General features: G+C 32.0%; 9 protein-coding genes, 1 riboswitch and 1 other annotated feature. Of the genes, 8 read left to right on the top strand and 1 reads right to left on the bottom strand.

Translation table 11 applies throughout. From position 1 onward, the window contains the following. From FYJ71_RS04065 to FYJ71_RS04055, 3 genes are all read left to right on the top strand, one after another. Positions 1–1,461, top strand: a 1,461-nt coding sequence (locus FYJ71_RS04065) for a cell wall-binding repeat-containing protein (RefSeq protein WP_195836888.1), incomplete at its 5' end; no start/stop codon positions are given. Positions 1,462–1,798: 337 nt separating this feature from the next. Continuing rightward, positions 1,799–3,649 carry a hypothetical protein gene (locus FYJ71_RS04060; protein ID WP_154537499.1) on the top strand — a complete coding sequence of 617 codons (1,851 nt, stop codon included), beginning with the start codon at positions 1,799–1,801 and terminating at the stop codon, positions 3,647–3,649. 155 nt (positions 3,650–3,804) lie between these two features. Continuing rightward, positions 3,805–4,049, top strand: a binding site (T-box leader). Between the two features lie 71 nt (positions 4,050–4,120). Further along, positions 4,121–4,669: a tryptophan transporter gene (locus FYJ71_RS04055; protein WP_154537498.1), complete on the top strand. Its 549-nt coding sequence runs from the start codon at positions 4,121–4,123 to the stop codon at positions 4,667–4,669. 211 nt (positions 4,670–4,880) lie between these two features. Here FYJ71_RS04055 and FYJ71_RS04050 read toward each other — a convergent pair whose 3' ends face one another. Next, a complete protein-coding gene (locus tag FYJ71_RS04050; RefSeq protein WP_195836887.1) occupies positions 4,881–7,058 on the bottom strand; it encodes a YhgE/Pip domain-containing protein in 2,178 nt (725 codons plus the stop codon). Between the two features lie 267 nt (positions 7,059–7,325). On the opposite strand from FYJ71_RS04050, the gene FYJ71_RS04045 reads away from it, so the two are divergent. The 5 genes from FYJ71_RS04045 (at position 7,326) to trxA (ending at position 13,196) form a co-directional block, all read left to right on the top strand. Next, a complete protein-coding gene (locus FYJ71_RS04045; RefSeq protein WP_154537496.1) occupies positions 7,326–8,492 on the top strand; it encodes an iron-containing alcohol dehydrogenase in 1,167 nt (388 codons plus the stop codon). A 47-nt stretch (positions 8,493–8,539) separates the two neighbouring features. Further along, positions 8,540–8,709, top strand: a riboswitch (Lysine riboswitch). 89 nt (positions 8,710–8,798) lie between these two features. Further along, positions 8,799–10,559 carry a Na+/H+ antiporter NhaC family protein gene (locus tag FYJ71_RS04040; protein ID WP_154537495.1) on the top strand — a complete coding sequence of 587 codons (1,761 nt, stop codon included), beginning with the start codon at positions 8,799–8,801 and terminating at the stop codon, positions 10,557–10,559. 349 nt (positions 10,560–10,908) lie between these two features. Further along, positions 10,909–11,580 (top strand): response regulator transcription factor, encoded by a 672-nt coding sequence (locus FYJ71_RS04035; RefSeq protein WP_091993494.1) that lies wholly within the window; start codon positions 10,909–10,911, stop codon positions 11,578–11,580. Beyond that, positions 11,570–12,811 carry a sensor histidine kinase gene (locus FYJ71_RS04030; protein WP_154537494.1) on the top strand — a complete coding sequence of 414 codons (1,242 nt, stop codon included), beginning with the start codon at positions 11,570–11,572 and terminating at the stop codon, positions 12,809–12,811. Before FYJ71_RS04035 ends, FYJ71_RS04030 begins: the two co-directional genes overlap by 11 nt. A gap of 67 nt (positions 12,812–12,878) precedes the next feature. Continuing rightward, positions 12,879–13,196 (top strand): thioredoxin, encoded by a 318-nt coding sequence (gene trxA / locus FYJ71_RS04025; RefSeq protein ID WP_154537493.1) that lies wholly within the window; start codon positions 12,879–12,881, stop codon positions 13,194–13,196. The last annotated feature ends 95 nt before the right edge of the window (positions 13,197–13,291 follow it).

Raw genomic sequence — 13,291 nt, 5'->3', positions numbered from 1 at the left:
AAGAAATCAGATGCTGCGACAAACAATCCAGTGGCACCAGATAATAAAGTTCCAGTAAGTGATCCAAAAGCATTAACACCAGAAGAAAAGAAATCTGTAGAGGATGCAATAAAGAAAAAGAATCCAATATTGCCAGAGAACACAGAAGTATCTGTTGGAGATGACGGAACAGTGACTGTAAAATATCCAGATGGATCAACAGACACAATACCAGGAACAGACGTAGTAAAGAAATCAGATGCTGCGACAAACAATCCAGTGGCACCAGATAATAAAGTTCCAGTAAGTGATCCAAAAGCATTAACACCAGAAGAAAAGAAATCTGTAGAGGATGCAATAAAGAAAAAGAATCCAACATTGCCAGAGAATACAGAAATAACAGTTGGAAATGATGGAACAGTAACAGTTAAGTATCCAGATGGAACAACAGATACAATACCAGGAACAGACGTTGTTAGAAAATACTATTATAACCCATCAAGCTCTGGTTCTAGCTCTAATTCAAATACTAGTAATAGTGACAGACTAAATGGTAAAGATAGAGTCGAAACAGCAGTAAAGGTTAGTAGGGCTTCGTATCCGTATGGAGCGAGAGCAGTTATTCTTGCAAATAAGGACAAGTTCCCTGACGTATTGACAGCAGTTCCATTCTCAGTGCAGATAGGAGCACCAATATTGTTTACAAACACTGATTCACTTCCAAAGGAAACAATTGATGAAATAGCAAGATTAAATCCATCAATGGTTTATATAAATGGTGGAGAGCATTCTGTATCAATGTCTATTGAGCAATTGATGAAGAAACAAGGTAGATCAGTACACAGATTTAATGGTGTTGACAGATACGATACTGCTAGATTAATTGGTGAAAAGATAAGAGAAAGAGGAAATAAGAAGGTAGTAGAAATAGCTTCAGGAGAAACTTTCCCAGATGCATTATCAATATCTTCATTAGCAGTAAAAGAAAATGCACCAATCCTTCTTTCTAAAAGAAATGATTTGACAATATCTACAAAATCTGCATTGGCATCATGGGATGTTGAAAAAGTAACTATTGCAGGTCAAACTGCGACAATATCAAACGAAGTTGAGTCATCAGTGATTAATGGATTTAATACTGGTATTGCAAACACTGACAGCATATTCTCTGGCTCAAAAAACACAAGGAGAATAGGTGGAGCTGATAGATACGAAACATCTGCATTGATAGCAAAATATGCAGTTCCAGAATCAAAACTTGGTGTCTATACAAGTGGTGAAGTATTTGCTGATGCGCTTGTTGCTGGTCCATATGCAGGCTTGAAGAATGCACCAGTATTATTGGTTAGCAAAAATAATGTGCCAAGCTCAATAGCAAATTATACAAAAACATCAAAAATAGACAGAGCAGTAGTAGTTGGTGGTGCAAGCACTGTATACGACTCTACGTTTGATATGATAAAGTCTTTAATTAAAAGATAATAAGATTTATAAGTGTCAAAACTAATAAGTATAATTTTAAAAAAGAATATTTATCAAGTTAGGATATAAATATTTTTTGTTTTTCAAACAAAGAGTTGACTAAATCAAAATAAAAATAATTTCATTTTTAAGCTATAGTTTCAAGCCCATTTTGTGGTGGGCTTGGAAACTGTAGCTTATTTTTTTAAAAAAATATCTTTTCTCAATGAAGGATATCACCTTATTTTCAAGATAAAAATATCAAAATTTGTTAACAAAATATTTAATTTTTATTTATTGACTTTAATATTATATTTTGTTAGAATATCTAAATAAAATGATTTTCAGGAGGAAATATATGCTAATAAAAAAAATGAAAATAAAGAAATTGGTTGTAATATCCTTTCTATTGTCAATTTTTGCTTACGGAAGCATAGCAGATATATTCGCAGAGGAAAATGATGGAATTACAACCACAATATCAAATACTGATAATAATACTGTAGTTGAATCTTTATCAGAAAAGAAAGTGGATAATAGTGCTATATATAATAATACTTTTTTAGACAATCCAACTGAACCACAAAATAATGCTGGTTTGGAAAGTACATTAAACCTAGTGGCTACAAATAAGGAGAATCAAAGTGAAGAGACATCATCAAATGTGTCTGATAAAACAAATCCTTTTAATAAAGATCTTAATGATGGTGGACAAAGCTCTAGAGTCTCAAACTATGCAGATATTATTAATGCGGATAAGGCAGAAAATTTAAAAGAGGTGGCGGTATTTAAAAATACAACTACAAGTGATTTCAAGTTTAGCTCAATAATTGATTTTCCATTATCTTGGAACCCTAAGACTGATATAAAAGCGAATGTACCTGTTTTGTCTGGAACTGATATAAATTCAATATTCGATTTCGGGGGAAATAATAGTTCGAATTTTAGTTTTAAATATGCCCTTAGTGGAGAGAATGGATCAAACACTGTTGAAGATTGGGGGGATAGGTTTGATATTAGTAAATTGACATCAATGGTAATATCAGGAACGCTAAAACCCGACACATACTTGAAAGTAAGTGTACCATTAGATATTTCAAATGTTGAATTGGAAAACAAGAATACAATCAGGATAAGTAAAAGGATCACTTTACCTGAAAAGGCAAGTCGTCTGGATCTGTATGCTATACTAAACAAACCTTTATACTACGTTGATGATATGATATATGGAAAGTATGCAGGAGCTTATAGAGTTACAGAGAATGGTAAAAATATATACTCTGCAGTTCCAGAAAAAATACAAAAACTACTTCCAGATGTAGAAAAAGATGACTTAATTTACAATATGTTTGATTCGATGTATAGAGAAGGCAATCAAGCTGATCTAAGTGTTACCAGTGATAATGTGGCATTTAATTCAAGTATGTTTTTGATAAAGACGGAAAGAATTTTCAATGCAGTAAAAGACAATGGATATACTGTTTATGCAGACGATATTAGAGGATTGTGGAATAGTTATGCTTATACTATGACAAGTGGTCTTGTATTTACTGACTCAAATGGAAAGCCTGTAAAGTTGGGGGAAAAAAACTCCGATGGTATTTTGTTGTCTCCCTACTATGTTGAACTTCACAAAATATTTGATACTAAGGATATAGAAATTTTTGTTGGAGATAATTGGGATAAGTTTGATAATCTGACATATAGAAAAGGAATAATACCTCGTGGAAGCAACTCTGCTACAGATTTGACTGACGATCAAATAGTTGTCGAGCATAATGTTGACAACAAAAAAGTAGGGGTTTACAATGTCAAATATCTATATGAGGTTTCAACAGGAAAGTTTGTTACAATAACTGGCAAAGTAACAGTAAAAAATAGACCAAATCCTGATAAACCTACACCACCAAGTATACCAGAAATTGATGACAAACCCGTTGTCCCTAATAATCCGACTACACCGGATAAACCTGTAATACCTGATGAACCTATGATACCCGACAAGCCTAAAACTCCAGACAATCCGGCTATTCCAAGCAAGAATATTATATCAAATAAACCAGTTGTTTTAAATAATACACTACCACAAATGGGTAGTGAAATAAAGATAGTAAACAATATTATTGGTGGAATATTTGCAATAACTTCATTTGCTGTAGCAAGAACTAATAGGCGTAAAGGAAACAAAATTAAATCAAATAATAATTAGATGAGATGCAATGTTCGGATTACACTATAATAATCTGTAACATTGCTTTTTTTTATACTATAAAATAAGATTTAACGTTATTAAAAAAACTAAAAAAAAATATTAAAAATATATTGACAATAGTAAATTAATAAACTATAATTATTTTCATAAATAGAAATCCAGTGATAAGAGATAGTAACTTATATATGAATTTATAGAGAGTTGATGATGGTGGAATATCGACAAGGAGTAGTAAGTGAATGGGTCTTAGAGGAGTGAATCGAAATCGTAAGAGAGTAGTCTTCACCGTGGGCTGCACGTTATAGCGGATAGGGAATCATGTGTTCCTGAAAATGAGATGTACGATTATTTTGTCGTATAATTTAGGTGGCAACGCGGATATTACTTCGCCCTATGTATTTAGGGCGGAGTTTTTTTATTGGATTGATATTTAATAATTTATATTATTAATTTTCGGAGGAAGAAGAAATGAAAACATCAAAAACAAAAAAAATGGTATTGAATGCAATTTTATTAGGATTAGGTCTTGTACTTCACCAAATATTTCCAGCAATAGCGGGGATTACACCAGACGTTGCCTTGGTAATGCTGTTCTGTATAATGATATTGAACAAAGATGATTATAAAACTTGTTTAGTCGCTGGTATTGTTACAGGAATTTTTACAGCGATGACTACAAAGTTTCCAGGAGGACAAATTCCTAATTTAATAGATAAAGCTATAACTGTGAATGTAATGTTTCTTATTATGAGAGCTGTTTATTTATCACCAATTGAAGCAAAACTAGGAAGAAAGGCAAATTCAATAGTAGTAGCTGTGATGACTTTATTTGGAACAGTATTGAGTGGCGTAGTTTTCCTTGGGTCAGCGTCACTAATAGTGGGATTACCTGGAGAATTTTTCGCATTATTTACAGCAGTGGTATTGCCAGCTACAGCGGTTAATATAATTTTATCTGTTCTGATGATAAATGTAATAGCGTCTTCATTAAAAAAGACTAGCTTTCAAATTAGTTAATAAAGAATTATTGTAATTTTTTACATATAATAAACCATCCAAAATAAATTATAAAAAAGATATTCGTAAATTAGAAAAATTTGTGAATGTCTTTTTTATTCATTATTCCAATAATAAAAAATAATTATTAATACAAGAATAGCTACTACATAGTCAATATAATGGCTTTGTAGTAGCTAATTTTTATATACTCAATCTAGCAGTTATTTTATCAATGTCCAATAATAAAGCTATTTTCGAATATTTTCTTTAATGGCTTTGACAATCTATTAATCGGTTCTTTTAAGAAAATAGCAAATACCAACGCCACTAACATCATAATAAACAATATCACATAATCCTTTATTAAGTTTGGCATATAGATACCACCCACAGTTTCTCTACAGGCTTCAATTCCATATGTGAATGGAACGAGTGAGTTTATTGCCCTAAAAAAGCTAGGAGTCATTTCAACGGGGAAAGTACCACCAGATCCACCAATTTGAATTACGAGTAGAAAAACTCCAATACCTTTTCCGACAGTTCCAAAAATGGAGACGATGGAATAAATTATCGTTACAAAAACAATGCTACAATAAATTAGTGTCGCAGTAAATATCCATGGGTGTTTTGCTGTCACACCTAATATCAAAAAATCACCAAAGCTTATTATCATAGCTTGAATTATAGCCAGTAATATAAATAGGAAGTACTTTGAAAAATACTCATCTATGGCTCGGTCTTTATTTCCAAGATTTGTTGACAATATAGAAATTAGTATCAATCCTCCAACCCATGATGCTAGAATACTGTAAAACGGAGTCATGGCAGATCCGTAGTTTTCAATCTTATAAATTTTTTTCGCATTTATCTCTACAGGTGTTTTGAAAAAATCAACTCTATCCATAATATTTGATTTGATGACATTATTAAAATCTTTATAGTTTTCATTATTTTGAATGGCGTCTATTGCATCAATAGCATCTCTTATTTGACCTTGAAGAACATCTATTGATGATGATGTGACGCTTATAGTTGTTTTAAGACCTGTATTGATATTATTGGCACTGTTTATCAAACTATTTATATTAGGGTATATATTATCGGTTTTGCCTAGTATACTGTTAATATCATCAGTAATTTTCGCACTACCTGATGTTATTTTTTCAATTGGTTGCTTTATGTTTTCATCAAAGCTCGATAGTAGCTGAACCGATCTTCTATTTAGTTCGTTGCTTATGGATTTCATGTTACTAATGGCTACATCGGAAACTCTTTGTCCGTTATTCATAAGAGTTATCGTATCGCTTAGCATTCTGTCCAAATTATTCATGGAAGATTGATATGATTCCAAGTTTTCTATTGCGTTATTTAATAGTGGCAAATTGATGATGTTAATTCTCTTTATAACCTTAATAATGCTATCGTTTATTTTCATTGCAGTATCAATTTTTGACCTTGAATTCTTTAGTATGACAATTGAATCACTCGCAACTAAAGACATATCTCCTGAAAGCGACTCTATCATATCAGTCGACTGCATTATCAAGTTACTCATGGAATCAATGTCCTTTTTTATAGTAGGAGAGAGGTTGTTGAAATTTGAATTAGCTTCTCTCAATGTGCTACTGATATCATTACTTAGTTTTTTTGAATCATCAACAGACTGTTTTATCAATGGCAACATGCTTTTATTATTATCAAGAGTTTTTTGTATTTCTGTAATACCTTTAACTCCAGAATCTGTCAATTTTTTTGTGTTGCTTAGCTGAGTATCCAGTTTTTTCAGTGTTGATTTCATCTCTTCAAGTTTTGGATTGACATCACCTAGTGTATTTGAAATTCCACCTATTGAATATATTGAAGTTTTTGCCACCGATTCGATAAATGTTTTCGAAATATTTTCTTGTATTGTACTGGCTCCCTTGTCTGTAATTTTCGGAGCAATCGCATTTGTTTTTTCATTTACCGTATAGTTTATTTTGGCTTTTTTAACATTTTCCTTGGTTACCGATAACATATCCTTTGAAAATGTTTCAGGAATTTCAATGATTGCAAAGTATTCGCCACTCAATATACCTTTTTCTGCTCGAGACATATTGACAAATTGCCAGTCAAGTGAGTCATTTTCTTTAAGTGTATTGATGACCTTTTCTCCCAAATCTATATCCTGATTTTTGAAGGAATATCCCTTGTCATGGTTTACGACGGCAATTTTAAGATATTTTGTATTTCCGTATGGATCCCAAAATGCTTTTATATTAAACCACGCATATAGTGACGGAATTACCAATAATCCAATTATTATAACGAGTACTGGAATATTATTTTTTATTTCCTTTAAATCTTCAATAAATTTACTAAAAACATATTTCCAATCAGGAATATATTTATCGAAATTTCTCTTCATATGTATCACCTCAAACCAGTAATCTATTAATTTTAAACAGATTAACATTTAACTTGCTAATAGTAAATAATATTACTATCGACTATATGATTATATTACTTTAGTATGTATATGTAAACCCAAAATTTAAATTATTTCTAGTTTATATGTTTATATGCTTAATTTCTCATATATTGATATCTAGTTTATTGCTTATATATATGTTATCATATATATTAAATAGATATAAGATAATAAACAAAAAATTTTTGATAGGAGAATGAGATTATGTATAATTTTATTTTTAATGTGGATACAAAGGTACTATTTGGTAGAGGTCAGATTGACAAGCTTGGAGAGGAAATAAAAAAATACTCTAATAATGTGTTGTTAGTTTATGGCGGAGGAAGTATAAAGAAGAATGGAATTTACGATGCCACATTAAAGACTTTGAGTGACAATAATATTGAAGTATTTGAAATTTTAGGTGTTGATCCAAATCCAAGAATAGAAACAGTTAGAGAAGGCGTTGGTATTTGTAAGAAAAATAATATCGGTGCTGTTTTGGCTGTGGGAGGTGGAAGCTCAATTGATTGTGCGAAAGTTATTTCTGCAGGAACGAAATACGACGGTGATGCGTGGGATATTGTGCTGAACAACAAACTTATTACATCTGCTTTGCCTGTATTTTCTGTGCTGACATTATCTGCTACTGGATCAGAAATGAATGGTAATGCTGTGATATCAAATATGTCTCAAAATTTAAAGTTGGGTACAAGATCTCCTCTTTTAATACCAAAGGCATCTGTCTTGAATCCAGAATATACATTTTCAGTTCCAAAGCACCAGACATCAGCAGGTGTTGCCGATATTATGAGCCATACCTTTGAAAACTATTTTACAAATGAAAAGGGTGTTTACCTTCAAGAGCGATTTGCAGAATCTATACTAAAGACCTGTATTCACTATGGTCCTATTGCGTACAATGAGCCTGAAAACTATGATGCTCGTGCCAATATGATGTGGGCTTCATCCTGGGCGATAAATGGACTGATTTCTGCAGGATCTTCAAATAACTGGTCTGTTCACCCAATGGAGCATGAACTAAGTGCATTTTACGATATTACACATGGTGTTGGACTTGCAATTCTGACACCGGCTTGGATGAAATATGTATTAGATGATAGTACTGTTGACAAATTTGTCGAATATGGAATCAATGTCTGGGAAATAGATTCTTCGTTGGATAAGTATGAAATAGCAAATCTAGCTATAGAGAAAACAAAGAATTTTTTCTGTAATGATCTACATATACCATGCTCATTACGTGAAGTTGGAATTGATGAGGAATATCTTGACATTATGGCAAAGCAAGCTGTTAGAGGTGGTAAATTACAGGGCTACAAGGAGCTTGATGAAAATGATGTAAAAAATATTTATATTAATTGTCTATAAAGTATTGAAATATTTTTGATATTGTTATATACTTTAATGTATATTTAATAAAAGGTAGAGGCGCAGAAATTATCAGTATCTGGATTAAAGATTAAAGCATCTCCAGAGAAAGGAATTTTTGCCGAAGCGTATAACTTGCTTTAGGGTTATACTGCTGGGGGTACACAGAATATGTGTATCACTGTCACAAGTTATCTTGTGTTGGGCTATCATTGAGTTGCATTTTTTATGCCTCGGAGTCCATCCGGGGCATTTTTATTTGTCACGTTATATGATATCCATTTATTTTATAGGAGGAATTTTTTAATGAGAAGGTTTAATTTTAGGTTGGTGTTGACGACATTTGTATTGTTTATGTTGACGATAGTACCGACATTTGCGGAAGATATTGATAAGGTGGCACAGGCAAATGCTACAAAGTTTGGATTGATTACAATAATTCCGCCATTATTGGCGATTGTATTGGCTTTTATAACAAAAAATGTTGTCGTTTCATTATTTTTAGGTGTACTATCAGGTTCATTGATACTACAGCTAGGTAATGGAGAAAATATTTTTTCGGCGATAGTGTTATCATTTTTAGACTTTATATCTAGGGCATTGAATGCTCTTGCCGATCCTTGGGATGCTGGTATTATTCTTCAGGTTTTGGCAATAGGTGGTGTTATCAATCTTGTAGGTAAGATGGGTGGTGCAAAGGCAATAGCCGAAGCACTTGCAAAGAGAGCGAAAACTTCAAAGGGTGCCCAGTTGATTTCTTGGTTCTTGGGAATTTTAGTATTCTTTGATGATTATGCGAATTCTTTAATAGTTGGTCCAATTATGAGACCGGTATTTGATAAATTGAATATTTCAAGAGAAAAATTGTCGTTTGTTATTGATGCAACTGCTGCACCAATTGCAGGTTTGGCTATTATTTCAACTTGGATAGGTCTTGAAGTTGGATTGATTCATGATGCATTTGGAAGTATAAACGTTGATGTTGATGCATTTGGTGTATTTCTTCAAACAATACCTTATAGATTCTACAATATCTTGATTCTTGCTTTTATTGTACTTAGTGCAATAATGGTTAGAGAATTTGGTCCGATGAGAAAGGCAGAATATCTTTCATATAGAAATAAAAGTTCAAAGCAATTTTTGGATAATGGGGTAGAAGAGTTAGATGATATGGCTCCAAAGGATGGCGTTAAATTGAGTGTGTGGAATGCGATAATCCCGATTGGAGTATTGATATTGAGTTCATTGGCAGCTTTTTACTATAGTGGATATTCATCAATAATGGGTGGAGAAGATGCTGCATTGATTTCAGCAATTAATGCCAGTCCGTTTTCTTTTAATTCGATAAAAGAATGTTTTTCAGCATCTGATGCATCTGTTGCCCTTTTCCAATCTGCTATTTTTGCAACAATAGTTGCGATATTGATGGCAAAGATTAAGAAGATATATACAATATCAGAAGCGATAGAGGTTTGGGTAGATGGAACAAAGACACTAATGATTACAGGAGTAATCTTAATATTGGCATGGTCATTGAGCTCTGTTATCAAGGAAGTTGGTACTGCGAAGTTTATGATTAATTACTTGTCAGGTGCGATTCCGGCATTTTTATTACCATCAATAATATTTGTTTTGGGGTCAATTATATCATTCTCAACAGGTACTGCATATGGTACGATGGGAATTTTGATGCCATTAGCAATACCTTTGGCACATTCTATTAATCCTGAAATGGGATATGTTGTTGTTTCAACATCTGCTGTTCTTACTGGTGCAATTTTCGGCGATCATTGTTCTCCGATTTCGGATACAACAATTCTTTCATCAATGGGAGCTGGTTGTGATCATATTGAACACGTTAAGACTCAGATGCCTTATGCTATTTACGTTGCATCATGCACAATACTATTTGGATATATTCCTGCTGGTTTCGGATTGCCAGTGTTTATCGTCTTGCCATTGGCGATATTTGCTGTAGGATTTGGTCTTAGATTTATTGGAAAAAGAACAGATGTTGATGATCCTGCATTGGAAGCAAAACTAAAGAAAGATGGCTATGAATTTTAGAAGAGTGGTAATCTTTGAAGAACATTAGTAAACAACAAGTAAATAATGTAGAGTAGTATTAAATATATAATGCTCTGTTGAAATTTAAGAGTAATTAAAATATAAAAGACGTTAGGTAATGCAGTTATCTGTTAAACCTAACTCTTTTTATTTTTTTGTATTTAGTTTTAACTTTTATAGATAGTAACCACCCAATGACTATAAGATTTTAAACGATATAATATCACAAAACATATTGTTTTAACCTGTAACTAGTGATAATATTAAATAGAGAATAGCATTTTTTAAGGTTAATAAGTAATAATATATAGTGAAATGTTTTATATTTTTTATAAAATAGGGAGGAAATATGAAAATATTAATAGTTGAAGATAATAAAATATTGCAGGATGATATGCAAAAAGCATTGAGTAAATATTTTGAGGTGGAAACCTGTACTGATGGTGAAGATGGATTATACCAAATTTCTCAAGCTATTTACGATTTAGTAATACTAGATCTTATGCTGCCAAATATGAATGGAATTGAGATACTAAAAGAGACAAGAAAACTAGGTATTGATACTCCTATATTGATTTTAACGGCAAAGGAATCCTTAGATGACAAGATGGAGGCGTTTACATTGGGTGCAAACGACTACTTGACAAAGCCTTTTTATATGGATGAATTGATTGCGAGAGCTTTTGCGATTTTGAGAACAAACGGCCGAATAAAAGACAACAAATATCTTGAATTTAAGGATTTGAAGATAGATTCAGAAAAAAAGACAGTGTATATTTTTGATGATGAGATAGAATTACAGAACAAGCAGTTTAAGCTTTTGGAATATTTTGTTCTAAACAAGGGATCAATCTTGCTTAAAGAACAAATTTATGATAGAATCTGGGGTATTGACTCTGATGCCACTATTGAAATTGTTGAGGTGTATGTAAGCAATCTAAGGAAAAAACTTTCAAAATATGACTACGACAAATATATAAAAACCAAGAGAAAGGTCGGATATATTTTAGATGATAAATAACAATGTTTTTCATAAAACTAGATTAAAACTTATATTTATGATATTGTTGGTCGTAGAGATATTTATGATTGGAATGAGTATATTTATCTATACTTATTATAAGTCAAATACGTATAAGACTGTCGATAGATCGCTTCTTGATGAGTATCATTTTATCAGTAATCAATTTGATGGTGATTCAATTTTAGATAAGATAATTCTTCAAGATCCAAAGGACATAGTGTATATATACAAGGGTAATACTGTTAAGTACTATACTCAAAATAGGTATTTCAGCGATAAATATCCAACAAACGGAAAGATTGAAAATGGATTCTATTGGGAAAAATTTAATGGGTATAATTTCAGAACGATTTATTTTTCGGAAAATGAGTATGATTTTAGAATAATGAGAAATATTGACTCTGAAAAAGAAGGGCTGAGCCATATGGTGGCGTTGTTGATTATGACTGATATGCTTGCGATAATTCCGGGATTTTTTATCAGTAAATTTTTGTCAAATAAAGCACTAAAGCCAATTGAAAATTCATGGAATAATCAGGTGAAGTTTGTTCAGGATGCTTCTCATGAGCTGAGAACTCCGGTTTCAATTATACAGTCGAAGTTAGAATATTTATTGAAATCACCGAACTCAACGATTGAGAGTGAAGCAGAAACTGTAGCTGTGGCAATGAGAGAAACTCGACAACTTAAAAAGATGATTTCGGAGCTTCTATCTTTGACAAAAGAAGAGTCAATAGTTAAGATCAATAAAGAGCAATTTGAAATAGAATCAGTGCTTAAAGAACTTTCTGAGAGCTATACAGAGATAGCAGAATATCAGAACAAAGTATTCTCTTACGGAATTAATACGAAAAGCAAATATATCTCAACAGATAGAAATAAGCTTACTCAATTGCTTAGAATTTTTGTCGACAATGCATTCAAGTATACGAATGAAGGTGATTCAATCGATGTTTCAATCTATGATAGAGGAAGAGATAAGGTCCAGATTGTGGTTTCCGACACTGGTATTGGTATATCAGAAAAAGATCAAAAGCATATATTTGAAAGATTTTTCAGAAGTGATTCGGTAAGAGCAACTGATATTGAAGGCTCTGGTATTGGATTGTCAATATCGCAAATAATAATCAAGACAATTGGTGGAACCATCAAAGTGAAATCAAAGCTAGGTGAAGGCACAAAATTTTTTATTGAGATTCCAAAGGGGAAAATAGCAAAAAAATTATAATATGTTTAAAATGTTGTTTTATTGGTATCAATATAGTATAAATAAGAATTTTAGGAGGAAAAATAAAATGGCAAACGTAATTAATGGGCAAGAATTTGTAAAAAATGTAAAGGAAACTAATGGAGTAGCGGTAATAGACTTTTTCGCAACTTGGTGTGGACCTTGTAATATGCTAGGACCTGTATTTTCAGAGGTTGCAGATGAAATGAGTGGAGATGCATATTTTGCAAAAATCGATATAGACCAGAGTATGGAAATAGCACAGGAGTACAGAGTTACAACTGTACCAACTGTAATATTCTTCAAAGATGGTGTAGAAGTTAAGAGAGAAATTGGTTTTATGCCAAAAGAAAAGATAGTTGCAGGAGTGAATTCTGTTAAATAAATTTGATTATAAGGTTAAATATTGTTAAACAATAATATGAATACTAAAATAATTGAAATATAATAACTGTTTATGATGATGTTATAAAGAAAATG

It is taken from the genome of Peptostreptococcus porci, from assembly GCF_009695815.1.
GTDB lineage: Bacteria > Bacillota > Clostridia > Peptostreptococcales > Peptostreptococcaceae > Peptostreptococcus > Peptostreptococcus porci.
Note: the sequence above shows the minus strand (reverse complement) of the source record. Positions and strands in the feature narration are given on the sequence as shown.

Excerpts from the sequence above, each read along its gene's own strand:
- FYJ71_RS04060 (WP_154537499.1), top strand. The coding sequence starts at position 1,799 with ATGCTAATAAAAAAAATGAAAATAAAGAAATTGGTTGTAATATCCTTT.
- FYJ71_RS04055 (WP_154537498.1), top strand. The coding sequence starts at position 4,121 with ATGAAAACATCAAAAACAAAAAAAATGGTATTGAATGCAATTTTATTA.
- FYJ71_RS04050 (WP_195836887.1), bottom strand. The coding sequence starts at position 7,058 with ATGAAGAGAAATTTCGATAAATATATTCCTGATTGGAAATATGTTTTT.
- FYJ71_RS04045 (WP_154537496.1), top strand. The coding sequence starts at position 7,326 with ATGTATAATTTTATTTTTAATGTGGATACAAAGGTACTATTTGGTAGA.
- FYJ71_RS04040 (WP_154537495.1), top strand. The coding sequence starts at position 8,799 with ATGAGAAGGTTTAATTTTAGGTTGGTGTTGACGACATTTGTATTGTTT.
- FYJ71_RS04035 (WP_091993494.1), top strand. The coding sequence starts at position 10,909 with ATGAAAATATTAATAGTTGAAGATAATAAAATATTGCAGGATGATATG.
- FYJ71_RS04030 (WP_154537494.1), top strand. The coding sequence starts at position 11,570 with ATGATAAATAACAATGTTTTTCATAAAACTAGATTAAAACTTATATTT.
- trxA (WP_154537493.1), top strand. The coding sequence starts at position 12,879 with ATGGCAAACGTAATTAATGGGCAAGAATTTGTAAAAAATGTAAAGGAA.